The following is a 26,573-nucleotide window of genomic DNA, read 5'->3' as shown; positions in this document are numbered from 1 at the left end:
ACAGGCATCTCCCAACCAGCAAAATCAACCAACTTACCTCCCAACTCAACATGCAAAGAATGCAATGGGGTGCGTTTTAAATCAGTCATATCTCTAGCCTTTCGATCAGCGGGACTGGTCACGAACAACCATGACGGTGCAATGCGCGTTGCGCACGACACGGGCCAGGTTCGGGCCAATCTCATAATTCGGGAAATCGCCTTTGGTCGACGCCATGACGATCAGATCAAAGCCGTCCTTGTAGGCCAGCTTCAGGATTTCGCGGTAGACGCTGCCTTCTTCGACATGCACTTGCACGTCAGAAGCGTTGCCGTGATCCAGTATGGCCTGAACTGCATTGCGCACGTGGTCTTTGGCACCAGCGCCGTAGTTGGCAGGCAGGTTCGGCAGCTGGATGATCTCGGGGATGACAGCAACCGCATGCAGTTCGGCACCGTAGAACTTCGCCTGTTCCAGTGCGACCGGCAGGGCCAGTTTCCACGAGCGGTCGTCGGTATGGTCAATAGGCAGCAGGATTTTCGTGGCCATCACGTCTCTCCTCGAGATATGGAATTCTGTTTCAAAGGCGGGGGGCCGGGCTGGCCCCCCGTTTTTTTTCGGGACCGGATTACTCGGCAGGTGTTCCACCCGGCTCTTCGGACTTGCCACCCGAGGCAAAGAACTCTTTCGTCAGTTTGAAGACGATGGGGCTCAGCAGGGCCAGGGCGATCAGGTTCGGAATGGCCATCATGGCGTTCAGGGTATCCGCCAGCAGCCAGACAAAGCCCAGATCCGCGGTTGCGCCGAAGTAGATCGCGGCAATCCACAGAAAGCGGTACGGCATCAGGGATTTAACACCCAGAAGGAACTCGACGCATTTTTCGCCGTAGAACGACCAGCCGAGGATGGTTGTGAAGGCGAAGATCGACAGAGCGATTGCGATCAGAGCACCGCCACCCGGCAGCGACGTGGCGAATGCCAGCGAGGTCAAGGCCGCACCGGATTCACCGGAGGTCCATGCACCTGTGGAGATGATCGCCAGACCGGTGATCGAGCACACGATGATGGTGTCGATGAACGTACCCAGCATCGCGATCAGGCCCTGGTTGACCGGACCTTTGGTCTCGGCTGCCGCGTGAGCAATCGGAGCCGAACCCAGACCGGCTTCGTTCGAGAACACACCACGTGCCACACCAAAACGGATGGCGGCCCAAACGGCTGCACCTGCAAAGCCACCTTCGGCGGCGGACGGCGTGAAGGCGTAGGTGAAGACCAGTGACAGCGCGTTGCCGATCTCGCCGATATTGATGATCAGAACCAAAAGGCCTGCAACAATGTATGCAATTGCCATGGCCGGAACCAGTTTACCAGCAACCGCACCGATGCGGGTGATGCCGCCCAGAATAACGGCTGCGGTCAGGACCATCAGAACAACGCCGGTGACCGAAGTGTTCACGCCGAAGTTCGATTCCAGAACCTGCGCCACGCCGTTGGCCTGCACGCCGTTTCCGATGCCAAAGGCTGCAACTGCGCCGAACAGGGCAAATGCAACGCCCAGCCAGGCCCATTTCGCGCCGAGGCCGTTTTTGATGTAGTACATCGGGCCGCCGACAAAATTGCCCAGCTCGTCTTTTTCACGGTATTTAACCGCGAGAACGGCTTCGGCATATTTGGTGGCCATGCCCACCAGGGCGGTCATCCACATCCAGAACAAAGCGCCCGGACCGCCCAGGAAGACAGCAGTGGCCACACCGGCGATGTTGCCGGTACCAATGGTTGCCGACAGCGACGTCATCAGCGCGTTGAACGGGCTGATCTGACCATCACCTTGGCCTTCGCGGCCAGCAAACAGCAGCTTGAAGCCGGTGCCGATTTTCAGGATCGGCATGAATTTCAGCCCGACCTGCAGGAAGAAGCCGACGCCAAGGATGAGGACCAGCATCAGCGGCCCCCATACGACGCCATTGATGGCTCCTACGATTGAATTTAACGCTTCCATGGTTTCCCTCCCATTTGCGTTTGGTTTATGCCCCGTTGGCGATGGCCCGCTGGCGGGCCTGCTTGAGGGCGGCAAAATCTTCGTCGGCGTGGAACGAGGAACGTGTCAGCGGCGTCGCCGACACATGCAAAAAGCCCTTGGACCTTGCGATCTGTTCCAGTTGGGCGAACTCCTCCGGTGACCAGAACCGGTCAATTGGATGGTGTTTTGGGGTCGGCTGCAGGTATTGACCCACGGTCAGAAAATCGACCTGAGCCGCGCGCAGATCGTCCATGACCTGACGCACGTCATTCAGGCTCTCGCCCAGGCCAACCATCAAGCCGGATTTCGTAAAGATTTCTGGGTTTGCGCGCTTGGCATCATCCAGAAGTCGCAGTGAAGTATAGTAGCGTGCGCCGGGGCGAACGGTCGGGTACAGGTGCGGAACGGTTTCCAGATTGTGGTTGAACACGTCCGGGGCAGCATCGAACACCACATCCGCCGCATCGCCTTTGCCCAGAAAATCGGGGGTTAGCACCTCGACCGTGGTGCCGGGGTTCTGATGACGCACGGCACGGATGGTTTGCGCGATATGCTCGGCCCCGCCGTCTGCCAGATCATCGCGATCGACCGAGGTGATCACTACGTGGCGCAAGCCTAGTTTCATAACCGCTGCAGCAACACGGCCCGGCTCGAACAGGTCCAGTGCATTGGGGCGTCCTGTTGAGACGTTGCAGAAGGAACAGCCGCGGGTGCAGACTTCGCCCATGATCATCATGGTGGCGTGGCGCTTGGACCAGCATTCGCCGATGTTGGGGCATGCAGCCTCTTCACAAACCGTCGTCAGATTGTGGTCGCGCATCAGGCGGCGGGTCTCGTAATATTCGGGCCCGTCGACCTTTTTCTTGCGAATCCACTTGGGCTTTCGCGGGATGACGCTGTCAGCCTTTTTGGCTTTTTCCGGATGGCGGGTGCGAAGCTGGATGGTCATCTGGCTGTTCCCTCTCAGGCGTGAATTGCGCGGCCCATGGCGTCCAGGCAGGCTTCCTTGACGGCCTCGCCCATTGCCGGATGCGCATGACAGGTTGAGGCGACTTCGGCGACGGTTGCGCCCTTGGTCATGGCCAGAACCAGTTCGGCGATCAGGTCACCGCCATGTGCGCCGCAGATATGCGCGCCCAGGATTTTGCCATTTGGGTCGGCCAGTACTTTGACGGCTCCGTCTGTCTCGCCAGTCGAACGCGCGCGTGAGTTGGCCATGAAGGCAAACTTGCCGACAGCGTATTCGGACCCGGCTTCTTTCAGCGCTTCCTCTGTCAAACCGACCGAAGCGACCTCGGGGTCCGTATACACAACGCCAGGAACGGTATTGTAGTCCACATGCCCGGTTTCACCGGCCAGCATTTCGACACAGGCGACGCCGTCTTCTTCGGCCTTGTGGGCAAGCATCGGGCCGGGGACACAGTCGCCAATCGCATAGATGCCGGGAACCGAGGTGCGGAACGACGTGTCCACCTGAATGAAGCCGCGCGGGTCAAGGGCTATCCCCAGATCTTCCAACCCAAGCCCGCGCGATACGGGGCGGCGTCCGACGGCGACCAGAACCTTGTCGGCTTCGATCACCTCTTCCTTGTCTTTGCCGACCCGGTCCAATGTCAGCGTCAGCCCAACGTTGGTTTTGTCGATGGTTTTCAGTGCGCGCCCCAGCTGAAACTTCAGGCCACGCTTTGACAGGGCGCGCTGTGCGAGTTTTGCTATCTCGCCGTCGATTCCGGGCAGAATGCGGTCAAGATACTCAACAACCGTGACCTTCGCGCCCAATCGGGACCAGACCTGTCCAAGTTCCAGGCCGATCACGCCAGCACCGACGACCACCAGATGTTCGGGAACAGCATCCAGCGCGATCGCTCCGGTCGAGCTTAGGATATCCTGCTCGTCAATCTCGATCCCGTTTAGCGGGGTTGGCTCGGAACCGGTGGCGATCAGGATGTTTTTGGCTTCATAAACATCGTCGCCAACTTTGACCTGCCCGTCAGAGGGGATACTGGCCCAGCCCTCAACCAGATCGACGCCGTTTTTCTTGAACAGAAACGCAATGCCCTTGGTCAGATCGCCGACGATCTTGTCCTTGCGACCCATCATCGAGCTCAGGTCGATGCTGGCCCCCTCGACAGCAATGCCATGGGAGGAGAGATGTGCAAGCTCGGCATACTTAGCCGAGGAGGTCAGCAACGCTTTGGAGGGTATGCACCCCACATTCAGACAGGTTCCGCCAAGCGAACCGCGGCCTTCAACGCAGGCGACTTTCATGCCCAGTTGTGCTGCGCGGATTGCTGCAACATATCCGCCGGGTCCGCCCCCGATGACGATTAGGTCGTAGATACTCATTGAACGGTCTTTCAGTAGATCGGGTGGCTGGCGCAGAGTGCGCGGACTTTTTCGCGGGTTTCGGCTTCGATCTTCGCGTCGCCCTCGGGGGATTGGGCCAAGGCCTCGAGCACGTCGCCGATCAGGTGACCGATCTGTTTGAACTCTTCCGGTCCAAACCCGCGGCTGCAGCCTGCTGCGGTACCCAGCCGGATACCGCTGGTCACGGTAGGTTTTTGCGGATCGCCCGGCACGCTGTTCTTGTTGCAGGTGAAACCGGCACGCTCCAGCGCGGCTTCTGCGTCTTTGCCGGTCACGCCCAGCGGGCGCAGATCGACCAGCATCAGGTGGTTTTCCGTGCCGCCCGAAACGATGTCACATCCACGCGCCATCATGACGTTTGCCAGCGCCGATGCGCTATCCACAACGCGTTGCATGTAGTCCTTGAATTCGGGCTTTAGCGCCTCGCCAAACGCGACAGCCTTACCGGCAATCACATGCATCAGGGGGCCGCCCTGAAGGCCGGGGAATACGGCCGAATTCATCTTTTTTGCCAGCGCCTCGTCATTCGTCAGAATGATCCCGCCGCGCGGACCGCGCAGGGTTTTGTGCGTGGTCGAGGTAACCACATGCGCGTGGCCGATAGGCGAGGGGTGCAGCCCGGTTGCAACCAGACCGGCGATATGTGCCATATCCGCCAGCAGCCAAGCGCCGACCTCATCCGCAATGGCGCGGAAGCGGGCAAAATCGATCTTTTGTGAATAGGCCGATGCGCCTGCGATGATCATTTGCGGCTTTTCGGCTTTCGCCAGTTCTTCGACCTGATCATAGTCAATCAGACCGGCATCGGTCAGACCGTATTGAACCGGGCGGAACCACTTGCCGGATTGTGCTGGTTTGGCACCGTGCGTCAGGTGGCCACCTGCATCCAGTGACATACCCAGGATCGTGTCACCGGGGCTGAGCAGGGCCAATTTGACGGCGCCGTTGGCCTGCGCGCCCGAATGTGGCTGAACGTTTGCGTATTCGCAGCCGAACAACTGTTTCAGACGGTCGATGGCCTCGGATTCAACTTCGTCTACAAATTCGCATCCGCCATAGTAGCGACGGCCAGGGTAACCTTCGGCGTATTTGTTGGTCAGGACTGACCCCTGCGCGTCAATCACTGCCTGCGAGACAATATTCTCGGACGCGATCAATTCGATCTGTTCAGCCTGACGTTTGCCTTCTCGCGCAATTGACGCGGCGACAACCGGATCAGCTTCGGTAAGCGACGTTTTGAACATGGTTTCCTCCTCAGGCACCGAATCCTCAGTACGAAATTTTGTTTCCTATAGTGGAAATCGTGCAGCTAAAGCAACATATATCTCACATTTGTGAAGTTGTATGATTTGAGGGAAATCTGTAACCTCTGGTAAAACAGGGGGATTTTTATGGGCGACGAGACTCGCGGTGATGTTTCCTCACCGGAAGATCAGGACGAAGGTGAGGTTTTGGGGCGTTCCATCCGCGATGCACGACGTGCAAAAGGCTGGACTTTGGAGGAAGCCGGACGCGCGGCGGGAATCGGTCGGTCCACCCTGTCGAAGATCGAGAACAACCAGACGCGGCCAAGTTTCGACATCGTGCGCAGGCTGACGCAGGCGCTGGATATGAGCACGCCGCAGCTGTTTCTGCAGTCCGGGCAATCGGGGATTTCGGGAAGGCGCGACTTTACCCCTAAAGGTGAAGGCGAGATAAAAAGCACACCGACCTATTTGCACGAATTGCTGTGTCCCGAGCTGACCAGTAAGCGGATGCTGCCCTATATCGCGACAATCAAAGCCCGCGACCTGTCAGAGTTCGAAAACTGGATCCGGCATACGGGTGAAGAGTTCATGTATGTCATCAGTGGCGAACTGATCTTTGTATCAGAGCATTATCGCCCCCTGCCGATGAAGGCCGGTGACTCGCTTTATTATGACAGCGGGATGGGGCACGGGTGTATTTCAACCAGTGAGGAAGACGCGAAGGTGCTGTGGGTGTCACTCGAATAAGCGCGACCCACAAGGCATGAAAAAAACGGCCCCAGCGGCCGCTTTTTGAAGTATAAGACGGTCTCTGGGTCAGGTGTGGCCCAGCACCTTGCGGGCAACGCGGAAACACTCCAGCGCTTGCGGGACGCCACAGTAGATGCCAATCACGTGGATGATGGCTCGGATTTCCTCGGGCGAGACGCCGTTGTTGATCGCACCTTTGCAGTGAATTTCCCATTCATGCATCTTCCCAAGCGCACCGATCATGGACAGGTTCATCATCGATCGCGTTTTGGCATCGATCACGTCATCGCCCCAGCCAAACCCCCAGCACCACGCCGTCATCGCTTCTTGAAACGGGCGGGTAAAGTCATCGGCCGCCGCCAGGTTCTTTTCTACATATTCCGCACCAAGCGTGTTCTTGCGCTGCTCCAGGCCTTTCAGGAACAGGTCTTCGTCGAAAATATCAGCCATCTATGGTCTCCGGTTCTTCATCGCTTTGCGCGGTGTCCGTAAATGCGATCATAATGTGGGTTCGTTTTGAACTGTACCCGTTCGATCCGATCCTGCAGGTCACTTTTGGGCGCGCGCAGATTATTCCACCGCCTCGCGCATCCATTGTTGCAACCGGGCAATTGAGTGTTCCGACATCACCCCACAACTGGGGTCCAGCACGAGCGGACCGGGGCGATACCCGCGGGATTTCAGGCCGCGATGGACGCTTTCGACCAGATGGATGTCTTCCTCGACTGTGGTCTCCCGGTCCTGCACGGCCAGTTGTCGGATCACCGCGCTTTCGGAGCCACCCTCGGTGTACCAGCCGCGCCAGACGGTGCAGTGATCGGCATCAATGGCGCGCCAGTGATAGGTGTTCAGCACATTGCCCGGGTAACACTGGAACGAGAACATCGGCCAAAGGAACCATGACTGGTAGTCGCCCGCATGCGGCACCGACAGGTCGACCGGGTAGGTCATCTTGTCGAGGCTTTGGCATTCGGTCGTATGGCGCAGCACGTAACCGCCGCCTGCATCGGGCTGGATGTCGTAGGTCTCGGGCTTGACCACACCTTCGGCAAAGGTCGGGTGGTTGGTCGGGCAATGATAGCACTCCGAGTAATTCTCGATACTGACCTTCCAATTGCAGTTTTCCGGGATTTCGACCCATTCCAGCGGTTCCAGATCATCGATATGCTGAACGAACGCGCGGATTTCCTCGCGCACGCCGGGGTACCATTCATCCATCGGGGCGGCATTGTCGTCGAGGTTGACGAAGATGAATCCGTTGAACACCTCGGTCCGAACCGAAGTCAGGCAGATGGCGCTGCGGTCAAAACCGAGGACGGATTTGATATTGGGTCCCGCGCGCAGCTGGCCGGACAGCTCATAGGTCCAGGCGTGATAGGGGCAGACCACGACGCGGGTGTTACCAGCACCGGTGACCATTTCATGCGCGCGGTGCTGGCACACGTTATAGAACGTTCGAATTTCGCCGTCTCGGCCCCGAATGCAGAACAGGTTTTGCCCGGCGATTTCAAAAGCAAAGTAATCGCCCGATTCCCGAACCTGCGCCACATGCCCGGCGAATTGCCATGTGCGGGCCAGAAGCCCCTGCATCTCCTGCTCAAAAACGGCGGGGTCGGTATAATACCGCGCGTCGAGCGAATGCGTCAGAGGTGCGTTCATTCGGGTTCCTCCGCGTAGAGGCCAAGCTGGTGGCGACGTTGGTGAAATCGTTCCACCCGCTCGACGATCTCATCGCTGGAAACGGCGATCACAAAGGACAGCAGCGTTTCCAGCAAGGCGATGGTCGAAACCGAGGATGGAAAGAACTGTGGGGTGTCGGCGGCAACGACAAAACCGTGCTGTGCGTTCAGGATCACCGGGCTGGCCGGGCTGTCGGAAATGCCGATGACAGTCATTCCCTGTTGCCGTGCCAGTTTGATCGCGTCGATGACTTCGGTGCGGTAAGGGTGGCAGGTGATCGCGATCAGCACGTCCTGCTCATCCGCCCATGCCAGATCATCCACCGGAGTGGAGCCGGGGCGAGGGATGGCGTGAAACTGCTTCATGCCGGTTGAGGCCAGATAGGTGAAGTTTCGCGCGTTAGAATTGTTGACGCCAACGCCCAGCGTGAAAATCTGGCGACAATTCCAGATATCCTCGGCCGCGGCCTTCAGGTTTGCGGCGTCGATCCCGGCAAAGGTTTCTTCGATATTGCGGATCGCGGCGCCGATCATGTCGGCATAGAGACCGCCCAGTTCCCCTGACTTGCCGATGTCCTGCAACCAGCGGGCACGGTCCGGAAATGACACACGTCCCTGCCGGATCGCATCCCGGAACGGGGCACGGAAATCTTCGTAGCCTTCGAACCCCACCTGCTGGGCCATCCGCACGAAGGTGTTCGGTTTTACTCTGGCGGCCTCGGCAATCTCGCGCACTGTAGAAACCCCAACGTCCGTCGGGTTTTCCAGCACGTAGCGCGCGGCCTTCTGCGCCTCGGGCGTCAGGGCGTCCCATTCTTCGGACAAGCGTTCCAGAACAGTTGATGATACATTTGTGTCATTCATGATTGACGATGGTACATTTGTGGAATTAGCCTGTCGAGCAGAAATGCGACTCGGGAGAGGAAAAATCATGTCCGAGAAGAATCTACCGTCCCATTCCCGCGTGGTGATTGTCGGTGGCGGCGTCATGGGAGTCGGTCTGGCCTATCATCTGGCGCATGAAGGTTGGGGCGACGACACCGTCCTGCTGGAAAAGGCAGAGTTGACCAGCGGCAGTACCTGGCACGCCGCTGGGCAGATCACGCATTCGACGTCCAGTTTTGGGTTAGGTAAATGCGTGGATTACAACATCGGTCTTTATTCCGGCGCGCTGGAGGCTGAGACCGGCCAGCCAGTGACATGGCATGGCTGTGGTTCATTCCGGTTGGCCTATACCGAGGATGAGATGGACTGGCTGCGCCACACCCTATCTGTGGGCCGGTCGCTTGGGTTCAAAATTGAATTGGTCGGACCTGAAAAAGTGGCGGAACTGCACCCGTTCTACAATCTCGACGGCGTATTGGGTGCGCTATACACGCCAGATGATGGACATGTGGACCCGACCAACGTCACCATGGCGATGGCAACCGGGGCGCGTCAGAAGGGCGTGCGCATTTTCCGCAACTGCTGTGCGACCAACATCACCCAGGCCGAAAACGGCGAGTGGGTGGTCGAGACCGAGCAGGGCACCATCACATGCGAGCATGTGGTGAACGCTGGCGGCACCTATGCCCGCCAGATGGGTGAATGGTCGGGGCTGCAGCTGCCGATGACCTCGATGACGCACCACTATTTTGTGACCGAGCCGGTGCCCGAGTTCCAGAACCTGGACAAGGAACTGCCGGTGATCCGCGATGACCGAAAGGTCTCGGGCTATATCCGGATGGAGCAGCAGCGCGGCCTGATCGGGATATACGAGAAAGAGAACCCGAACTCGGTCTGGCATGATCATTGCCCCTGGGAATACGAGAACTGGCTGTTCGATGCGGATTACGACCGGGTGATGCCGTGGCTTGAAGAAAGCCTGAACCGCATGCCGATCTTTGCCGAGCTGGGCATTCAGCGCGATGTGCATGGGGCGATTTCGCATCCGCCCGATGGCAACCCGCTGATCGGGCCTGCGCCGGGCGTTCGGAATTACTGGTGCTGCTGTGGGACCCAAATTGGCATTGGCTGGGGGCCGGGTCTGACCCGCGAGTTGGCACGCTGGATGGTGCATGGAGCGGCCGACATCTCGATGCGTGAGTTCGATCCACGCAGGTTCGGAAGCTATGCGAACAAGGATTGGCAGGTGATCAAGGCCGAGGAAGACTACTGCCTGCGCCACGAGATCCCGTTCCCGCATTTCAACCGTTTGGAAGGGCGTCCGATCAAGCCGTCGCCTCTCTATGATCTGTTGAATTCCAAGGGTGCTGTACATGAAGAGGTTTATGGCTTTGAGCGCCCCCGTTGGTTCGCGCGGGATGAGGTCGAGCAGCGTGATCACTACTCCTTCCGCCGGACACCTGCGGATGGCATGGTCGCGGCTGAGGTCAAAGCGGTGCGCGAACGCGTGGGCATCATGGACGTGACCGCCTTCACCAAGGTCGAAGTTTCGGGCCCTGATGCCTACGCGCTGTTGGACCGGCTGATCGCCAACCGGATGCCGCAAAAGGTCGGCTCAATCACGTTGACGCATATGCTGAACCGCCGTGGTCGGATCGAGTTGGAGACCACGATTGTCCGAATGGCTGAGGATCGCTTCTATCTGGTCTGCGCCGCCTTCTTTGAACAGCGTCTGCTGGATCATCTGGCACAACAGCGCGCGGACGAGGATGTTCACATAACCGCGCTGTCCACCGATTGGTCCGCCCTGTCGCTGAACGGCCCCCGGTCGCGGGACGTGTTGGAACAGTGCACCGATACCGATCTGAGCAATGCCGGATTCCGCTGGTTGTCGGCACAGGAAATCATCATCGCGGGTCATACGGTCTGGGCTTTCCGCATGTCCTATGCCGGTGAGTTGGGGTGGGAGCTGCACATACCCAATGCCGCCTGCCTCGATGTCTACAATGCGCTGTGGGCGGCAGGTGAACCGCACGGTGTCACCGACTATGGCAGCTTTGCCATGAATGTGATGCGAATGGAGAAGGGGTTCAAGGGCGCAGGCGAGTTGACCAATGAGGTCACGCTGGCAGAGGCTGATGTGCTGCGTCTTGCCCGCACCGACAAGGACTACCTGGGTAAGGACTTAACCCTGAACGCCGATCTGCCGTGGGTCTGCGCGTACTTAGAGATCGAACCGGATGGTGAAATCGACGGCCACGGTGGAGAAGCGGTGATGCTGGATGGACGTGTCGTGGGCTCAACGGCCTCAGTCGTCTATGGGCACACGGTCGGCAAGATACTCGCCTTTGCGTACATCAAGCCCGAGGCTGCTGCCCCCGGCACCGAGTTACAGGTCGTTATCCACGGCCAACCCCGCGCGGCCTGTGTTCTGGGCGAACCAGCCTATGATCCGCAAAGCCTGCTGCCCCGCACCGACGCTATTCTGGAGACTGCATAATGAGCTTGCCTGACAAAATGAAGGCCATGGTCACGATGGGCCATGGCGGCTTAGAGCAAATGGTGCTGCATAAGGACTGGCCGCGCCCGGAACCCGCGGCCGGCGAGGTGTTGATCAAGGTCGCAGCCTGCGGGCTTAACAATACCGACGTCAACACGCGATCCGGCTGGTACTCAAAAACCGTGACCGATGCGACGACGGGCGACGCGTTCGAGGAAGTCAGTGACGAGGATCCGACGTGGGGCGGTGCGCCCATCACTTTTCCCCGGATCCAAGGGGCTGATATCTGCGGGGAAGTCGTCGCCGCGGGAAAAGGCGTCGACCCCGGGCTGATCGGTCAACGCGTCATCACTGATGGATGGCTGCGCGACCCGTCTGATCCGGGCAATAAGGACAAAACCGGCTATTTCGGCTCGGAACGGGACGGTGGGTTCGCTGAATACGCCACAACACTGGCCGTAAATGCCGTGCCGATCCGATCCGACCTGTCGGATGCCGAACTGGCCACGTTCTCGTGTTCCTATTCGACCGCTGAGGGCATGCTGACCCGCGCAAATGTTACTGACACTGACACGGTTCTGGTGCCCGGAGCCTCGGGCGGGGTTGGCGGTGCCTTGGTGCAACTGGCCAAACGCCGGGGTGCACGGGTGATCGCGATGGCGTCGGACGCAAAACACGCAGACGTTGCCGAACTGGGTGCCGACAAAATCTTGTCTCGTGCCCCGGAAAATCTGCGCGCGGCGCTTGGCGATGAAAAGGTCACCGTTGTGGCCGATGTGGTTGGTGGTCCCTACTGGCCAAACCTGATCGACGTTCTGGAGCGCGGCGGGCGGTACACCTGCTCGGGCGCGATTGCCGGGCCCATGGTCGAATTCGATCTGCGCACGTTCTACCTGCGTGACCTGACCTTCACCGGCTCTACCGTGATTGATCCGCAGGTGATGCGTAACATCGTTCAGTATATCGAGGCCGGTGAGATCAAGCCCGCCCTGGCCGCGACCTATCCCCTGGAAGAGTTGCGCGAGGCACAGGCCGCATTCATTGCCAAGCAGCACACGGGCAACATCGTGGTGATCCCATGACGATGGGCGACGTTCTCGAAGCTGCCCGACAGCTGCATCAATCAAATCCTGAGCTTTCAGAATTCGGAGCTTGGCCTGATGACCTGACGCCAACGGATCTGGAGCCAAACCAAATCCCTGCCGTTGAACTGATTCAGCAAACTGACTTCGCAACCGGGCACGCAACGCGATCCCTTTCAGACGCGATCAGGGCAACCGCAAATCTGGCGCTGTGGAAACACACCTATACTGAGGAAGAGGTCGGTGCCGATTTTCTTAACCGCTATGGCTATTATGAGCTGTTCGGCCCAACCGGGCATTTCCACTCGACCCAAATGCGCGGCTACGTCGCTTACTGGGGGGCGGGTCTGAATTATGATTGGCACAGCCATCAGGCCGAAGAACTCTATCTGATCGTAGGCGGCGGGGCGATGTTCCGCGTCGAAGAAGACGAGACTTATGTCGGCCCCAACCAGACACGACATCACAGCAGCTGGCAAAGCCACGCCATGACAACAACCGACGAGCCAATTCTGGCTTTCGTTCTTTGGCGAGGACAAGGATTGAACGACTTGCCACAAATGGATGCGGCATGAAAACCATCCCGATACATATCTGGTCATCCCAATGTGGGCGGGCCTGTTTTGCGAAATGGCCCAGTATTGCCATTGAGGAGTTCCGCCTATGAGACCGCAAGCCGAAGCCACTCAGATGATTGATGACGCCCGCGTGCGTGTGACGCGATTTGGCTTTGCACCGGGGGCCGAAACGGGATGGCATCGCCACGCAATGGACTACGTCATCACCGCCATAACCGATTGCCATATGCGGCTGGAACTGCCCGATGGTTCGGTCAATGAAGTAACGGTTGCTGCGGGAGTAACTTATCGCCGCGACGAGGGTGTCGAACACAACGTGATCAATGCCGGGGACGCGCCGATGACCTTTGTTGAAGTGGAACTGAAATGAAAATCACTCGTCTTTCAGTCTACCATGTCGACCTACCGCTTGAGCATCCGTATTGGCTGTCTGGTGGGCGGTTGAAGTTTGAAACGCTCGACGCAACGATTGTAAAGATCGAAACCGATTCAGGTCTGACCGGTTGGGGCGAGGGTACCCCGTGGGGCCACACATATGTTCCAGCCCACGGTCCGGGTATTCGCGCCGGAATTCAGACGATGGCACCGTTCATTCTGGGCCTTGATCCGCGTCGGGTGCTGGATGTCGAACGGGCGATGGATATCGCTCTGCCCGGCCACCTCTATGCCAAAAGCCCCATAGATATGGCTTGCTGGGATATTGCGGGTCAGGCGGCGGGCCTGCCAATCGCCGATCTGATGGGCGGTGGGTCTCGCACACCGCGCCCGATTGCCTCGTCGGTCGGCGCGAAAACCGTCGAAGAAACGCGCGAAGTGATGGAACGCTATCGCAGCCGCGGTTACGTTGCGCATTCGGTCAAAATCGGCGGGGATGTAGAACGCGACATTGCCCGCGTCCGCGATGTGGAAAGCATCCGACGCCCCGGCGAGATCGTCCTTTATGATGTCAACCGTGGCTGGACCCGGCAGCAAGCCCTGCGGGTGATGAGCGCTGTTGAGGATCTGAACGTGATGTTTGAACAGCCCTGCGAGTCGCTGGACGATATCGCCGCGATCGCGGGCCGCCATGCCTCACCCGTTTCGGTGGATGAAAGTCTTGTGACCCTGCAAGACGCCGCCCGCATTGCCCGCGAAGGGTTGGCTGAGGTGATCGGAATAAAGCTGAACCGTGTCGGTGGCCTGACCAAGGCGGCACGGATGCGGGACATCGCGTTGGCGCATGGAATCGACATGTTCGTGATGGCCACTGGTGGTTCGGTTCTGGCCGATACTGAGGCGCTGCATCTGGCGGCCACCATTCCGGACGATAATTGTCACGCGGTCTGGGCGTGCCAGGATATGATCACCGTCGATGTCGCTGGTGGGCGAGGCCCCCGCAATATCGACGGCCACCTGCATTTGCCGGAAACGCCGGGACTTGGTGTGCACCCTGACGAATATGCATTGGGCGATCCCGTCGGGGTTTATCATTGAGGATCACCAAGATAACGCTCTGGGCCGTCGATCTGACGAGTCATGAGACCTATCACATGACTGAGGGTAAGACCTGCGCGACCGTGACCTCTCATATCCTGTGCCTTGAGACAGATACAGGCTTGAGGGGTTGGGGCGAGGTCTGCCCGATCCCGCATTACCTGCCAGCGTTTGCGGGCGGAGTGCCGGGCACAGTGACAGAGATGGGCCGCGAGATTCTGGGCATGTCCCCCTTCGGGGTAGATGCGCCGATGCGAAAGCTGGACGGGTTCCTGCAGGGGCATCTCTATGCCAAGTCACTCGTCGACATCGCACTTTGGGATTTGTTCGGACAAGCGACGGGTCAACCGGTCTATGCGTTGCTGGGTGGGCGGACACGAAAGGACATGCCGCTGTACCACTCGATCACCTGCGTCGCGCCGGATGATATGGCGCGGATCGCTAAGACGGCTTACCAGACCGGCATTCGCCAGTTTCAGGTCAAGCTGGGGGTCGAAGGCGACTGGCAGGTCGATGCCGAGCGATTGACCAAAGTGCGTGAGGCCGTGGGACCGGGGCCTCTGGTTTATGGCGACTGGAACTGCGGTGCGTCACGCCTGCAAGCTACGCGAACGGGCAGGGCGGTGGCCCACTTGGATGTGATGCTGGAACAGCCCTGCAAAACACTTGAGGACTGTGCGGCGGTTCGGCAGGCCACTGGTTTACCTATGAAGATAGACGAGAACGCCCATGATCTGGCGTCGCTGCAGCGTGCGCATGAGCTGGGTTGTTTGGATGCTGTCGCGCTCAAGCTTTCGAAGTTCGGCGGTTTGTCGGCCATGCGCCGGGCGCGTGATCTGACCGTGCATTTCGGGGCCGAAATCTGCGCCGAATGCACCTGGGGCTCGGATATAGTCACCGCCGCTTCGCTGCATTTTGCGGCCTCGACCCCGCACGGGTCACTGATGAACACGTGCGACCTGTCATCGTATGTGTCACCCCGCATTTGTCCCGACGCACCAAACCGTGAAAACGGCCGGATTGCCCCGCCCGACGGACCGGGGTTAGGTGTTGTGCCAGACCCAGAGGTTCTTGGTCCGCCAATTTTGGAGATCGTTTGAGATGCTGAAAATCAACACCCAATCCGAATGGATCGCCCGCGCGAATGAGGTACTGCCCGCCGGTGGGTTTGGTAATTTCGATCCCGGAATCATCATCGCGCGCGGCGAGGGCAGCCATGTCTGGGATGAAGACGGCAATGAATATGTGGACTACCTGATCGGTTCGGGCCCGATGTTGCTGGGCCATGGTCACGCCGAAGTCATAGAAGCCGTGCTGGAACAGCTGCCCAAGGGTATGACTTTCTTTGCCAACAACGCCCGGGGCATCGAACTGGCCGAGGCCATCGTTGACGCGGTGCCGTGTTGCGAGCAGGTCCGCTTTGTCGCTGCGGGGGGGGAGGCTGATATGTACGCCATTCGTCTGGCCCGTGCCTATACTGGCCGTAGCAAGATCCTGAAATTCGAAGGCGGCTATCACGGGATGAGCGCCGAGGCACAGATGAGTCTGGCACCCAGCCGCCACGTCAACTTCCCACAGGCGGTCCCGGACAGCGCGGGCATTCCGGACAGCGTGGCCGAGCAGATGCTGATCGCGCCTTTCAATGATCTGGAAGCCGTTGCCAACCTGCTGGCCGAGCATGATGACGTTGCCGCGATCATGGTTGAGCCATTACAACGAATTGTCCCTCCGGCACCCGGATACCTTCAGGGATTGCGCGATCTCTGCGACAAACACAATGTCCTGTTGATTTTCGATGAAATCGTCACTGGATTCCGTTTGGCCTATGGCGGTGCGCAAGAGAAATATGGCGTAACGCCCGATATCTGCACCTTGGGCAAAATCATCGGCGGCGGCTTCCCTTTGGCCGCGCTGGGCGCAAGCGCCGAGATCATGCAGCATTTCGACAAAGCGAAAGTAGGCGAGGATGGCTGGCTGATGCAGTTGGGCACGCTGTCGGGTAACCCCGTCGCTTCGGCTGCCGGGTTGAAGACGATGGAGGTTTTGCGGCGCGACGGCATGTATGACCATCTGCGTGAAATCGGTGCCGAGCTTCAGCAGATGCAGATGGATGCGCTGACCGGGGCTGGCATCCCGCATCAGATCTGCGGGGACGAAACTCTGTTCGACATCTATTTCACCGATACGGACTGTCGTGACTACCGCAGCGCCAAACATGACGACCCCCGACGAAACGCTGTCTACAACGATTCGCTGCGCACACATGGGATTTTCAAAGCCCCCGGCAAACTCTATCCGTCTCTGGCTGTGACCCAAGCAGATCTGGATCAGACGCGGATGGCCGTTGAGAAAGCGGTTCAGGCGATCAGCGTAGAATAGAGGTCACGAGGTCAAAAAAATAAGCGGGCCGCCGTCATTTCTGACAGCGGCCCTAACTGGTTGGATTTCAGGGTCTGGTCTCGCCCCCTCGAATACCACTTAAAAGAGAACGGACTAAAAAAACTTTCGACTATTTCGAGACCGACCCGACTTCACAACCGGTATGAATACTTTATGCACCATCGACGGCACTGTCTCAGTGAAGTAGTTCACTTTTCTTAAACTTTTTTATTTTTTCCAATCAAAAAAGCCTGGGCCTGCCTGTTTCAGCAGGGATTCTGCCATGGCGCGACCTATTTCAGGGCCATCTGCGACCGACCCAGTGGTGTCCTCGGATATGGATTCGGACCCGTCGGGGCGCAAAACCTCACCGCGCAGGCGTAGTTGATCACCTTTTTTTTCTGCCAAACCCGCGATCGGCGTTTCGCAGGAGCCGTCCAAAGCGGCCAGCAACGCGCGTTCTGCTGCCAATCGCTGCGCGGTCTCAGCATGGTGGATGGCCTCGAGCATTTCGGCCGCACGGGAATCATCGCCACGGCGTTCGATGCCGATCGTGCCTTGGGCGATGGCGGGCAGCATATCTTCGACGGCGATGGCGGTTGCGGGAGCCTCCTCCATATTCAGACGCCGGATGCCGGCCATGGCCAGAAACGTGCAATCGGCCACACCATCTGCCAGCTTCTTGAGGCGCGTTTGAACATTGCCCCGAAACTCGACCACGTTCAGGTCCGGGCGACGGTTCAACAATTGTGCCCGCCGCCGCAGCGATGAGGTGCCCACAACTGCACCCTGCGTGAGGTCACGGATCGAGCTCAGGCTGGGTGAGATAAAGGCGTCGCGCACATCTTCGCGCGGCAGAAACGTGTCCAGGACAAGACCTTTTGGCTGTTCAACCGGCATGTCCTTGGTTGAATGCACCGCGATGTCGATATCTCCGCGCAGCATCGCCTCTTCGATTTCCTTGGTGAACAGGCCCTTGTTGCCAATCTCTTTCAGCGGGCGGTCCGCATCAATCATGGCGCGGTTGTCACCGGTGGTCTTGATCACCACAATCTCAAACGCGTCTTCGGGCAGATCAAAGGCTTTGCCCAGTCGCTCTCGGGTTTCATAAGCTTGCGCCAGCGCCAGCGGTGAGCCACGAGTGCCGATTTTGAGCGGTGATGCGGGGGTTGGCAGGGTCAGTGTCATGTGCACAGCTTTAGTCGCGTCACATTGCCCTGACAATGGGGGCAGACCTTGACAAATTGACGCCGAAGGCAGACCCGTTTGCCGCAAACCAGACGAGTGGGGACAAAGATGGCCGAGACAAAGAAACTGCTGCGGGCGCTGGCTGGCGAAGTACAGGACGTGCCACCGATCTGGATGATGCGGCAGGCGGGGCGTTATTTGCCGGAGTACCGCGCAACCCGGGCGCAGGCCGGGGACTTTTTGTCTTTGTGTTATAACCCCGAGTTGGCGGCCGAGGTGACGTTACAGCCGATCCGCCGCTATGGCTTTGACGCGGCTATTCTGTTTGCTGACATTCTGTTGGTGCCGCAAGCTCTGGGTGCGGATCTGTGGTTTGTCACAGGTGAGGGGCCGCGGTTGTCGACGATCACTCAGCAATCCGATTTCGATGCGTTGAAACCGGTATCGGATATCCATGAAACCCTGTCGCCGGTGTACGAAACTGTCCGAATCCTTTCGCGAGAATTGCCATCCGAGACCACTCTTATCGGGTTCGCAGGCGCGCCATGGACGGTTGCGACCTACATGATCGCCGGTCGCGGCACGCCAGATCAGGGACCGGCTCATGCGCTGCGCGAGGAAAACACCGCCCTGTTCGAAGCGCTACTGGAGCGCATCACGCTGGCCACCATCGAATATCTCTCGGCCCAAATCGAGGCCGGGGCCGAGGTGGTGAAGATTTTCGACAGCTGGGCCGGGTCGCTGAAGGGCGATGCCTTTCAAAAATATGCGGTCGAGCCTTGCCGTGTGATCACGCAGGCCATCAAGCAGCGCCATCCGGACATTCCGGTGATCGGCTTCCCGCGCGAGGCAGGTGATGGTTACATAGGTTTTGCCAAAACCACCGTTGTGGATTGCGTTGCGCTGGACAACTCCGTGTCGCCGGATTGGGCGGTCGAGCATGTGCAGGTGGATGGCTGCGTTCAGGGTAATCTGGCCTCGTCACACATGGTGACCGGCGGACAGGCGCTGGTGGATGAGACGCGTCAGATTGTTGAGGCGTTCTCGAAAGGACCGCATATCTTTAATCTGGGCCACGGGATCACACCCGATGCCGATCCCGATAATGTTCAGCTGATGATCGACACGGTGCGGTCGTGGCGGGACGCGTAGAGGGGCCAGCCCCACTTGGATTTTGGCCAACTCACCCAGGGAGATTTTTAGCCAAGTGAAGGGTCAGGAGGCGCGTTGGTAGACAGCTGATCCAGAATATCCTGCCTGTGTTCGCCTCGGCGTGGGCTGGTTTTGGGCTGCCATGTCTCGGTCGAAAAGCGGGGCGCAGCCGCAGCCTGCAGCGCGCCGTCATGGTCGATCCAGGTATGGCGCGCGGCGTTCATGGGGTGGGCTTGCGCCTCGACCGGGTCGAGTACGGGCGCGACGCAGGCGTCGGAACCTTGGAATATATCGGCCCAGTGGGCGCGGGGTTTGCTGGCGAATAAGTCGGTGAGCCGTTGCGTGAGTTTGGGCCAAAGTGCAGGAACATATTGGTTTTTGAATTCGGGATCGTCGGTGAGTCCCAGTTTTTGCAGGAATTCGGCGTAGAATTTGGGTTCAAGACACTGGACGGTCATGAACCCTCCGTCCAGACACGCGTACGTGCGGCTCCAATGCGGGCCGTCCAGCAGGCTGTGACCACGCGTCTCAGACAGATTTCCGGATTGGCGCATGCTCATCAACAGGTTCATCATGTGGGCTGAGCCGTCATAGATGGCGGCATCAACCACGGTGCCCTGTCCGGTCCGCTGCGCGTTGAGAAGCCCGGCTAGAATTCCAGCAACTAGATACATAGCACCGCCGCCAATATCCCCGACCAGGGTCGCAGGGGTCTGCGGGGGCTGGCCCGCTGCTGATGCGTACCACAATGCCCCGGACAGAGAGATGTAGTTCAGATCATGCCCGGCAGTCGCAGAGAGCGGGCTGTCCTGACCCCATCCGGTCATGCGGCCATAGACCAACTTTGGGTTTGACGCGTTGAACGTGTCGGGACCCAGCCCCAATTTTTCCATCACGCCGGGGCGAAACCCTTCGATCAGCGCGTCGGCCGAGGCGATCAGGCGTCTTGCGATGTCCAGATCGGCGGTATCCTTCAAATTCAGATCAATCGAGCGTTTGCCGCGGTCCAGGACGGATTGCTCGGGCATACCCGGTACAGCAGGCTGGCCCTTGCGGTGGATCGTGATGACGTCCGCCCCCAGATCGGCCAGCAGCATGGCGGCGAAAGGACCCGGCCCCAAGCCTTCAACTTCAATGATCCGTATTCCGCTGAGCATGAGCCCTCTCCTTTCTGCGCAGGTTTTCGGGGATACCCGGGGATTGCAAGCCCGGATTCTGCTGACTTGCCAGATGGTCACGCGATCCTTAGCGTTCCAAGCGGGATGGAGAGCGAGGCTCGGATGCGGTTGTGGTTCCTTTTTGGTAGCGCCGTTGCGCTGGCGGTGTTGGTAGGCGTGTTTTCGCGCCTGCATCCCCCTGGCAGTATGATGTTGGCGGCGGGCCCAGAAGGCGGTGCTTATGAAACCGTTGCGCGGGACTACGCCGCAATTCTGGCGCGCGATGATATTCAATTGGAAATACTGGATACCGCTGGTTCGGTCGAAAATGCTGAACTGCTTAGCGCGGGCGAAGTCGACGCTGCGTTTCTACAAGGCGGTATCCGGGTTGATCCGAAAAAGGCTGAGGCCGTCGGGGCAGCGTTTTTTGAACCCATCATCTTTTTGGTCAACGAAGGCGCGACGATCCCCAAAAACCCCGCCTTGTGGACCGGTTTGAGGATCAACAGCGGCGCACCAGGCTCAGGTACGGCTGCGGCTTTTCGGGATTTCGAAAAGGCGGTCGGCTTGAATGAGGGGGATAATACACATTTCTCAATCCCCTATGCAAAAGCCGCGGCGGCTTTGTTGGCCGGAGATTTGGATATCGCCGTCTATGTTGCCCCCATCGAAGCCCCTTACCTGAAGGCCGCATATGCAGAGCCGGGGCTTCGCGTGCTGGCGCTGGATCATGTTCAGGCGATCTCGCGGCGGTTGGAATACGCGACGGTGGTGACAGTTCCGGCGGGAGGAATGTCGTTGGACCCAGTTCTTCCGCCGCAACCGGTAGAGTTGATAGCGATCGAAGCCCGTCTGGTCGTGCGACCGGATTTGCACCCTGCGCTGATCAACCGTCTGACGATGGCGGCGATAGAATTGCACAGTGCCCGCGGAATTATCGCCGACCCGGGGGCATTCCCCAACCTCGAAGGTGCAGGGATGACGATCAACAATACGGCTCGGCAGCTAATTGTTGATGGTCCTTCGACATGGCATAATTGGCTGCCCTATTGGATCGCAGCACAGATCAACCGGGTTCTTTTGCTGTTGCTGCCGTTCTTTTTCATTGTCGTGCCTCTGATCCGGCTTGTGCCATTGGCTTATGCCTACGCGATGCGGTGGCGGGTTTGGCAGCACTACCCCGAAATCCGGGAAATTGAGGAGGAACTGGCCAACAATCCCGGTGTCAACGAGCTGCGCGAGATGCAGGCGCATCTGAACGCCCTAGATGAACGCCTCGCAACGTTGCGGCTGCCCGCGGCCTATCGGCAAGGACTGTACGATGCGCGGTTGCATGTCGAACTTGTACAAAAACGGGTGGCCGAATTGCAGCAGCATAGTCAGACCTGACCAAGCCGCGCGCCCACAAAAAAGCGCAGAACAATGTGCGGAATTGACCTGTTCTGTGACGGGCCGTCGGGGTAGTGTCCCCGCCAGAACAGGGAATGTGTATGACAACTATTCTGTCCATCAGGGATTTGCGTAAGTCCTATGCCGACGGATTCGAGGCGCTCAAAGGGGTGTCCTTGGATATCGAGCAGGGCGAAATTCTGGCGTTGCTGGGCCCGAACGGGGCCGGCAAGACGACCTTAATTTCCACCGTGTGCGGCATTACCACTCCGACTTCGGGCACCGTTACCGTAGGTGGGCATGACATCCAGACCGAATTTCGTGCCGCGCGTCGGATGATCGGGTTGGTGCCGCAAGAAATCGCACTTGAGCCGTTTGAGAAAGTTTGGAACACGGTCCGGTTTTCTCGCGGTCTGTTCGGATATGGCAGCGACAATGCCCGGATCGAAGAGATCCTGCGCAAGCTGTCTCTGTGGGACAAGCGTAAAAACGCGATCAAGGAACTGTCCGGTGGCATGAAGCGCCGCGTGCTGATTGCCAAGGCTCTGGCGCACGAGCCGCGCGTTCTGTTCCTGGATGAGCCGACCGCCGGCGTGGATGTCGAACTGCGCAAGGACATGTGGGAGATCGTGGCCGAGCTGAAACAGGCCGGGGTCACCATCATCCTGACCACGCATTACATCGAAGAGGCCGAGGCTATCGCCGACAGGGTAGGTGTCATTGACAAGGGTGAGCTGCGGCTGGTGCAGGACAAGAACACCCTGATGGCCCAGATGGGCAAGAAACAGATCGAGGTTATGCTGGCCGATCCTATCCAGGCCATTCCCGACAGTCTGGCTGTTCATAACCTGACGTTGAACGGCAATGGCGACGCGCTGGTCTATACCTATGACACCCACGCGGACCGCACTGGGATCACTACCTTGCTGAACGATGTGGCACAGGCAGGGCTTGTTCTGCGCGACGTGCAGACCCGGCAGTCGAGCCTGGAAGAGATTTTCGTGAACCTGGTATCCGGAGAACCTGCATGAACTGGTCTGCCATCGCTGCAATCTACCGGTTCGAAATGGCCCGGTTCTTCCGCACTCTGGCACAGAGCTTTCTGTCGCCGGTCCTGTCGACCTCATTGTATTTTGTGGTCTTCGGCACTGCGATCGGCAGCCGCATCCAAGAGGTCGAGGGTGTATCTTATGGCGCGTTCATCGTGCCGGGGCTTATCATGTTGTCCGTTGTGATGCTGGCAATCTCGAACGCTTCATTTGGGATCTACTTCCCGAAATTCCTTGGTACGATCTACGAACTGTTATCGGCGCCAGTGAATTTCATAGAGATCGTAATAGGTTACGTCGGGGCTGCCGCCACCAAGTCGCTATTTGTCGGGCTGGTAATCCTTGTGACAGCCACATTCTTCGTGGACATACGCATCGAACATCCCTTTGCGATGGCAGCGTTCCTGACCCTGTCCTGCCTCAGTTTTTCGCTGTTGGGCTTTATCGTTGGGATATGGGCCAGCAACTTTGAACAGATATCTTTGGTGCCCCAACTGGTTGTCACGCCACTGATCTTTCTAGGCGGCACGTTCTATTCAATCTCGATGCTGCCACCGGTGTGGCAGACGATCACCCTGTTCAACCCGGTTGTTTACCTGATTTCCGGGTTCCGCTGGTCGTTTTACGGGTTGGCCGATGTCCCGATCGGATTCAGCCTGTTGGCGATTCTGGTCTTCACGGGGACTTGTCTGGCTGTGATCGGCTGGATCTTCAAAACCGGTTGGCGCATTCGCAGCTAGGGCGTTGCATTTTTGCCCGCCATGTGTGTGAATTTGGTTCACGTCACGTCTAAGGCCCGAACGGTCCCTTGTTTAGGGCCCGGCTGCACTCTACATCGGCACCCATGAAGCTCAGCCTGCCATTTGTCAAAAAGCAGCCCCTCGTGGCCGTGGTTCGCCTGTCCGGCGCCATCGGAATGGCGGGGCGTGGATCGTTGAACGACACCGCGCTGGCCCCCGTTCTGGAAAAGGCGTTTCGCAAAGGTAAACCTGCGGCCGTGGCGCTTGAGATCAACTCGCCCGGTGGATCGCCGGTACAAAGCTCTCTGATCGGGTCGCGAATCCGGCGGCTGTCGGAAGAGCTTGAGATCCCCGTTATCGCCTTTGTCGAAGACGTTGCAGCGTCTGGCGGCTACTGGCTGGCCGCTGCCGCCGACGAAATCTGGGCGGACGACAGCTCGGTCCTGGGGTCGATCGGTGTGATTTCGGCTGGGTTTGGCGCGCATGTCCTTCTGGCGCGGCAAGGCATCGAGCGGCGCGTACATACGGCGGGCAAATCAAAATCAATGCTCGACCCATTTTCGCCGGAGAAAGAAGAAGATGTCGCGCGGCTGCAAGGCTTGCTGGGTGATATCCACGCGAACTTCATTGACCATGTCAAAGCCCGTCGCGGTGACAAGCTGGATCAAAGTGCGGATCTGTTCACGGGCGAGGTCTGGCTTGCCAGACGTGCGCAGGAACTGGGCCTGATTGACGGCGTCGCGCACCTGAGGCCGAAAATGCAGGAGCGGTTCGGCGACAAGGTGAAGTTCCGCCGCTATGGCCTGCGCAAACCGTTCTGGTCGCGGTTCGGGGCCACACTTGCCCAGGACGCCATAACCGGAATTGAGGAGCGGGCGGCTTACGCGCGCTTTGGTTTGTGACGTGATTGTCAAGATTGTCACCCTTTTCCTGATTGCCATGGGTGTCTTGGCGATGTTCGGCAAGCTGCGCTTTCCGGGGCAGAAGAAGTTGCAATCTGCAAGATGCCCGCGCTGTGGACGGTTCAGTATCGGTAAGGGGCCTTGCTCCTGCGAAAAAGGAGGCCGTACATGACGGCATGGCTGTTATCCGGCCTCGGCTTGCTGATCTTGCTGCTGGCAGGTGATGCTCTGGTCCGCGGTGCAGTGAACCTAAGCCTGCGCCTGGGTGTACCGGCCCTGATTGTCAGCCTGACCATTGTGGCCTTTGGCACCTCAGCCCCCGAGCTGTTGATCGCGATCAGTGCGATCAAGGAAAACGCGCCGGGGATTGCGCTGGGTAACGTGGTCGGTTCGAACACGGCAAACATCTTGCTGGTTCTGGGTCTGCCAGCCTTGCTTGCCACGCTGCACACCAGCGAATGCAACACCAGAAGAAACTATGTTTTCATGCTGTTGGCCACGGTGCTGTTCATCGGCCTGGCATTTTGCGGCGTGTTCAACATGGCCAGTGGTGCGATCTTGCTGGCGGCTTTGGGATTGGTCCTGCTTAACGCGTTCCGCGATGCGCGCGCGCATCGCAAAGCCTGCGGTGAAGCCTGTGCGGAAGAGGATGAGCTGGAAGGTCTGGAAGAGGCCGATCCGGACATGCCCTATTGGAAACTTTCGATCTATCTGGTCCTGGGCCTGATCGGCCTGCCGATGGGTGCGCATCTATTGGTCGACAACGCCACGATCATTGCCCGCACATATGGCGTCAGCGAAACGATTATTGGTCTGACTCTGATCGCGGTGGGGACATCCCTGCCGGAACTGGCCACGACCGTCATGGCGGCCTTGCGCAGACAGGCGGATGTCGCCTTGGGCAACGTGATCGGGTCGAACATGTTCAACCTTTTGGCCATCGTCGGTATCGCCACGTTGTTTGGACGTATCCCGGTGGACCCGGAATTCCTGCGTTTCGATCTGTGGGTCATGCTGGGCGCATCGCTTCTGTTGATCCCGTTCGTGTTCTTGAAGCAAGATATCACGCGCGGCTGGGGTCTGGTGTTGACGCTGCTGTATGCGGTCTACATCGTCTCGTTGCTGGCGTGACCTGAAGATAGGGGGAAATCCATGGCCCGAGCGTTGGTGACCGGTGCAGGTATTCGTCTTGGTCGGGCAATGGCCCTGTATTTGGCAAAGCGGGGATATGACGTCGCCGTGCACTATGCGACATCTGAACAACCTGCTGCCGAGACCGTAGCCGAGGTGCAGGCGCATGGGCGTAAGGCGGTCGCCTTGCACACCGATCTGCTGGATGAGGCGCAGGTTCTTACCTTGCTGCCCCGCGCGGCAGAGGCGTTAGGCGGACCGATCACCTGCCTGGTAAACAACGCGTCGATCTTTGAATACGACAACCTTCAATCCGCCACGCGGCAAAGCTGGGACCGGCACCTCGACAGCAACCTGCGCGCACCTTTCGTTCTGACGCAGGCCATGGTCGAGCAGGGGCTGCAGCCGGGCACGGACGAGGCGGGTGAGCCTGTTGCCACCGGTCTGATCGTCAACATGGTCGATATGCGGGTTCGCAAGCTCACGCCAGAGTTCATGACCTATACGATTGCCAAGATGGGTCTGTGGGCGTTGACGCGCACCTCGGCGCAGGCGCTTTCGCCAGCGATCCGGGTTAACGCGATCGGGCCTGGTCCAACGATGCAAGGTCATAGGCAAAGCCAAGAACACTTCAATGCGCAGCGCGCGAACACGGTTCTGGAGCGCGGGTCAAACCCATCCGATATCACCGCGGCATTGGGTTATTTCCTGGATGCGCATGCGGTCACAGGCCAACTATTGTGCGTCGACGGGGGTCAGCATCTGGGGTGGAAAACACCGGATGTTCTGGGGCTTGAATAAGTAAAACCGCTGCAAGTTTTGCACCGCTCTCGGTTCTGTTACCTTCGCGTTACAAAAATGTCTTTTTTTTCATACACTTGCCTTGTGAATGAAATTATATACAATGAAAACAATTAGTTAAATAT

Annotated in this window: 25 protein-coding genes; 15 read left to right on the top strand and 10 right to left on the bottom strand. The window is 58.6% G+C overall.

Annotated elements, in window-relative coordinates; all coding sequences use genetic code 11:
- Positions 1-105: 105 nt before the first annotated feature.
- The 5 genes from QMP16_RS12045 to glyA form a co-directional block, all read right to left on the bottom strand.
- Positions 106-528, bottom strand: a complete 423-nt coding sequence (locus tag QMP16_RS12045) for a universal stress protein (protein WP_058273652.1) — start codon at positions 526-528, stop codon at positions 106-108.
- Positions 529-607: 79 nt separating this feature from the next.
- On the bottom strand, positions 608-1,978 hold the full coding sequence (locus tag QMP16_RS12040) for an alanine/glycine:cation symporter family protein (protein ID WP_058273651.1): 1,371 nt from the start codon (positions 1,976-1,978) through the stop codon (positions 608-610).
- A gap of 25 nt (positions 1,979-2,003) precedes the next feature.
- A complete protein-coding gene (gene lipA / locus QMP16_RS12035) occupies positions 2,004-2,948 on the bottom strand; it encodes a lipoyl synthase (protein WP_282121349.1) in 945 nt (314 codons plus the stop codon).
- Positions 2,949-2,962: 14 nt separating this feature from the next.
- The gene (lpdA, locus tag QMP16_RS12030; protein WP_282152567.1) at positions 2,963-4,345 is read right to left on the bottom strand and encodes a dihydrolipoyl dehydrogenase; all 1,383 of its coding nucleotides are present in this window, start codon (positions 4,343-4,345) and stop codon (positions 2,963-2,965) included.
- An 11-nt stretch (positions 4,346-4,356) separates the two neighbouring features.
- Positions 4,357-5,610 carry a serine hydroxymethyltransferase gene (gene glyA / locus QMP16_RS12025; RefSeq protein ID WP_282152566.1) on the bottom strand — a complete coding sequence of 418 codons (1,254 nt, stop codon included), beginning with the start codon at positions 5,608-5,610 and terminating at the stop codon, positions 4,357-4,359.
- Positions 5,611-5,757: 147 nt separating this feature from the next.
- On the opposite strand from glyA, the gene QMP16_RS12020 reads away from it, so the two are divergent.
- Positions 5,758-6,360 carry a helix-turn-helix domain-containing protein gene (locus tag QMP16_RS12020; RefSeq protein WP_058273647.1) on the top strand — a complete coding sequence of 201 codons (603 nt, stop codon included), beginning with the start codon at positions 5,758-5,760 and terminating at the stop codon, positions 6,358-6,360.
- Between the two features lie 69 nt (positions 6,361-6,429).
- On the opposite strand, the gene QMP16_RS12015 is transcribed toward QMP16_RS12020, so the two are convergent.
- The 3 genes from QMP16_RS12015 to QMP16_RS12005 form a co-directional block, all read right to left on the bottom strand.
- A complete protein-coding gene (locus tag QMP16_RS12015; protein ID WP_058273646.1) occupies positions 6,430-6,813 on the bottom strand; it encodes a carboxymuconolactone decarboxylase family protein in 384 nt (127 codons plus the stop codon).
- Positions 6,814-6,933: 120 nt separating this feature from the next.
- Positions 6,934-8,022 carry an aromatic ring-hydroxylating oxygenase subunit alpha gene (locus QMP16_RS12010; RefSeq protein ID WP_282152565.1) on the bottom strand — a complete coding sequence of 363 codons (1,089 nt, stop codon included), beginning with the start codon at positions 8,020-8,022 and terminating at the stop codon, positions 6,934-6,936.
- Positions 8,019-8,906, bottom strand: coding sequence for a MurR/RpiR family transcriptional regulator (locus QMP16_RS12005; RefSeq protein ID WP_282152564.1), 888 nt, complete (start codon positions 8,904-8,906; stop codon positions 8,019-8,021). Before QMP16_RS12005 ends, QMP16_RS12010 begins: the two co-directional genes overlap by 4 nt.
- Before the next feature lie 67 nt (positions 8,907-8,973).
- Between QMP16_RS12005 and QMP16_RS12000 the strand changes: the two genes are divergently transcribed.
- From QMP16_RS12000 to QMP16_RS11970, 7 genes are all read left to right on the top strand, one after another.
- A complete protein-coding gene (locus QMP16_RS12000) occupies positions 8,974-11,427 on the top strand; it encodes an FAD-dependent oxidoreductase (protein WP_282152563.1) in 2,454 nt (817 codons plus the stop codon).
- Positions 11,427-12,509 (top strand): alcohol dehydrogenase family protein, encoded by a 1,083-nt coding sequence (locus QMP16_RS11995; protein WP_282152562.1) that lies wholly within the window; start codon positions 11,427-11,429, stop codon positions 12,507-12,509. The genes QMP16_RS12000 and QMP16_RS11995 overlap by 1 nt, the downstream gene beginning before the upstream one ends.
- A complete protein-coding gene (locus QMP16_RS11990) occupies positions 12,506-13,084 on the top strand; it encodes a dimethylsulfonioproprionate lyase family protein (protein ID WP_282152561.1) in 579 nt (192 codons plus the stop codon). The genes QMP16_RS11995 and QMP16_RS11990 overlap by 4 nt, the downstream gene beginning before the upstream one ends.
- A gap of 88 nt (positions 13,085-13,172) precedes the next feature.
- Complete coding sequence (locus QMP16_RS11985) at positions 13,173-13,457, top strand: cupin domain-containing protein (protein WP_282152560.1); 285 nt, start codon at positions 13,173-13,175, stop codon at positions 13,455-13,457.
- A complete protein-coding gene (locus QMP16_RS11980) occupies positions 13,454-14,560 on the top strand; it encodes a mandelate racemase/muconate lactonizing enzyme family protein (RefSeq protein ID WP_282152559.1) in 1,107 nt (368 codons plus the stop codon). The genes QMP16_RS11985 and QMP16_RS11980 overlap by 4 nt, the downstream gene beginning before the upstream one ends.
- A gap of 56 nt (positions 14,561-14,616) precedes the next feature.
- Positions 14,617-15,660, top strand: coding sequence for a mandelate racemase/muconate lactonizing enzyme family protein (locus QMP16_RS11975; RefSeq protein ID WP_432653403.1), 1,044 nt, complete (start codon positions 14,617-14,619; stop codon positions 15,658-15,660).
- Between the two features lies 1 nt (position 15,661).
- Entirely contained in the window at positions 15,662-16,939 is a 1,278-nt protein-coding gene (locus tag QMP16_RS11970; RefSeq protein WP_282152557.1) for an aspartate aminotransferase family protein, read from the top strand.
- Positions 16,940-17,167: 228 nt separating this feature from the next.
- On the opposite strand, the gene hemC is transcribed toward QMP16_RS11970, so the two are convergent.
- The gene (hemC, locus tag QMP16_RS11965; protein ID WP_282152556.1) at positions 17,168-18,127 is read right to left on the bottom strand and encodes a hydroxymethylbilane synthase; all 960 of its coding nucleotides are present in this window, start codon (positions 18,125-18,127) and stop codon (positions 17,168-17,170) included.
- A 108-nt stretch (positions 18,128-18,235) separates the two neighbouring features.
- On the opposite strand from hemC, the gene hemE reads away from it, so the two are divergent.
- Positions 18,236-19,279, top strand: coding sequence for a uroporphyrinogen decarboxylase (hemE, locus tag QMP16_RS11960; protein ID WP_282152555.1), 1,044 nt, complete (start codon positions 18,236-18,238; stop codon positions 19,277-19,279).
- Positions 19,280-19,326: 47 nt separating this feature from the next.
- On the opposite strand, the gene QMP16_RS11955 is transcribed toward hemE, so the two are convergent.
- Positions 19,327-20,436 (bottom strand): CaiB/BaiF CoA transferase family protein, encoded by a 1,110-nt coding sequence (locus QMP16_RS11955; RefSeq protein WP_282152554.1) that lies wholly within the window; start codon positions 20,434-20,436, stop codon positions 19,327-19,329.
- A 66-nt stretch (positions 20,437-20,502) separates the two neighbouring features.
- On the opposite strand from QMP16_RS11955, the gene QMP16_RS11950 reads away from it, so the two are divergent.
- From QMP16_RS11950 to QMP16_RS11925, 6 genes are all read left to right on the top strand, one after another.
- A complete protein-coding gene (locus tag QMP16_RS11950) occupies positions 20,503-21,825 on the top strand; it encodes a TAXI family TRAP transporter solute-binding subunit (protein WP_282152553.1) in 1,323 nt (440 codons plus the stop codon).
- Between the two features lie 101 nt (positions 21,826-21,926).
- Positions 21,927-22,856 carry an ABC transporter ATP-binding protein gene (locus QMP16_RS11945; RefSeq protein WP_282152552.1) on the top strand — a complete coding sequence of 310 codons (930 nt, stop codon included), beginning with the start codon at positions 21,927-21,929 and terminating at the stop codon, positions 22,854-22,856.
- A complete protein-coding gene (locus tag QMP16_RS11940) occupies positions 22,853-23,614 on the top strand; it encodes an ABC transporter permease (RefSeq protein ID WP_282152551.1) in 762 nt (253 codons plus the stop codon). Before QMP16_RS11945 ends, QMP16_RS11940 begins: the two co-directional genes overlap by 4 nt.
- A gap of 104 nt (positions 23,615-23,718) precedes the next feature.
- Positions 23,719-24,516 carry a S49 family peptidase gene (locus tag QMP16_RS11935; protein ID WP_282121365.1) on the top strand — a complete coding sequence of 266 codons (798 nt, stop codon included), beginning with the start codon at positions 23,719-23,721 and terminating at the stop codon, positions 24,514-24,516.
- 168 nt (positions 24,517-24,684) lie between these two features.
- Positions 24,685-25,647 (top strand): calcium/sodium antiporter, encoded by a 963-nt coding sequence (locus QMP16_RS11930; RefSeq protein ID WP_108860676.1) that lies wholly within the window; start codon positions 24,685-24,687, stop codon positions 25,645-25,647.
- A gap of 21 nt (positions 25,648-25,668) precedes the next feature.
- Positions 25,669-26,448: an SDR family oxidoreductase gene (locus tag QMP16_RS11925; protein ID WP_282152550.1), complete on the top strand. Its 780-nt coding sequence runs from the start codon at positions 25,669-25,671 to the stop codon at positions 26,446-26,448.
- Positions 26,449-26,573 lie beyond the last annotated feature (125 nt).

It is taken from the genome of Ruegeria atlantica (assembly GCF_947495585.1).
GTDB lineage: Bacteria > Pseudomonadota > Alphaproteobacteria > Rhodobacterales > Rhodobacteraceae > Ruegeria > Ruegeria atlantica_G.
The sequence above is the reverse complement of the archived record's forward strand: the minus strand, read 5'-3'. Positions and strand labels throughout refer to the sequence as shown.

Bases quoted from the DNA above. Each gene is read 5' to 3' on its own strand.
- QMP16_RS12015 (WP_058273646.1), bottom strand. From the start codon at position 6,813: ATGGCTGATATTTTCGACGAAGACCTGTTCCTGAAAGGCCTGGAGCAG.
- QMP16_RS11970 (WP_282152557.1), top strand. From the start codon at position 15,662: ATGCTGAAAATCAACACCCAATCCGAATGGATCGCCCGCGCGAATGAG.
- hemE (WP_282152555.1), top strand. From the start codon at position 18,236: ATGGCCGAGACAAAGAAACTGCTGCGGGCGCTGGCTGGCGAAGTACAG.
- QMP16_RS11990 (WP_282152561.1), top strand. From the start codon at position 12,506: ATGACGATGGGCGACGTTCTCGAAGCTGCCCGACAGCTGCATCAATCA.
- QMP16_RS11930 (WP_108860676.1), top strand. From the start codon at position 24,685: ATGACGGCATGGCTGTTATCCGGCCTCGGCTTGCTGATCTTGCTGCTG.
- lipA (WP_282121349.1), bottom strand. From the start codon at position 2,948: ATGACCATCCAGCTTCGCACCCGCCATCCGGAAAAAGCCAAAAAGGCT.
- QMP16_RS12045 (WP_058273652.1), bottom strand. From the start codon at position 528: ATGGCCACGAAAATCCTGCTGCCTATTGACCATACCGACGACCGCTCG.
- QMP16_RS11985 (WP_282152560.1), top strand. From the start codon at position 13,173: ATGAGACCGCAAGCCGAAGCCACTCAGATGATTGATGACGCCCGCGTG.
- hemC (WP_282152556.1), bottom strand. From the start codon at position 18,127: ATGACACTGACCCTGCCAACCCCCGCATCACCGCTCAAAATCGGCACT.
- QMP16_RS12020 (WP_058273647.1), top strand. From the start codon at position 5,758: ATGGGCGACGAGACTCGCGGTGATGTTTCCTCACCGGAAGATCAGGAC.
- QMP16_RS11935 (WP_282121365.1), top strand. From the start codon at position 23,719: ATGAAGCTCAGCCTGCCATTTGTCAAAAAGCAGCCCCTCGTGGCCGTG.
- glyA (WP_282152566.1), bottom strand. From the start codon at position 5,610: ATGTTCAAAACGTCGCTTACCGAAGCTGATCCGGTTGTCGCCGCGTCA.
- QMP16_RS11925 (WP_282152550.1), top strand. From the start codon at position 25,669: ATGGCCCGAGCGTTGGTGACCGGTGCAGGTATTCGTCTTGGTCGGGCA.
- lpdA (WP_282152567.1), bottom strand. From the start codon at position 4,345: ATGAGTATCTACGACCTAATCGTCATCGGGGGCGGACCCGGCGGATAT.
- QMP16_RS12010 (WP_282152565.1), bottom strand. From the start codon at position 8,022: ATGAACGCACCTCTGACGCATTCGCTCGACGCGCGGTATTATACCGAC.
- QMP16_RS11945 (WP_282152552.1), top strand. From the start codon at position 21,927: ATGACAACTATTCTGTCCATCAGGGATTTGCGTAAGTCCTATGCCGAC.
- QMP16_RS12040 (WP_058273651.1), bottom strand. From the start codon at position 1,978: ATGGAAGCGTTAAATTCAATCGTAGGAGCCATCAATGGCGTCGTATGG.
- QMP16_RS11940 (WP_282152551.1), top strand. From the start codon at position 22,853: ATGAACTGGTCTGCCATCGCTGCAATCTACCGGTTCGAAATGGCCCGG.
- QMP16_RS11955 (WP_282152554.1), bottom strand. From the start codon at position 20,436: ATGCTCAGCGGAATACGGATCATTGAAGTTGAAGGCTTGGGGCCGGGT.
- QMP16_RS11975 (WP_432653403.1), top strand. From the start codon at position 14,617: ATGACTGAGGGTAAGACCTGCGCGACCGTGACCTCTCATATCCTGTGC.
- QMP16_RS12000 (WP_282152563.1), top strand. From the start codon at position 8,974: ATGTCCGAGAAGAATCTACCGTCCCATTCCCGCGTGGTGATTGTCGGT.
- QMP16_RS11995 (WP_282152562.1), top strand. From the start codon at position 11,427: ATGAGCTTGCCTGACAAAATGAAGGCCATGGTCACGATGGGCCATGGC.
- QMP16_RS11980 (WP_282152559.1), top strand. From the start codon at position 13,454: ATGAAAATCACTCGTCTTTCAGTCTACCATGTCGACCTACCGCTTGAG.
- QMP16_RS12005 (WP_282152564.1), bottom strand. From the start codon at position 8,906: ATGAATGACACAAATGTATCATCAACTGTTCTGGAACGCTTGTCCGAA.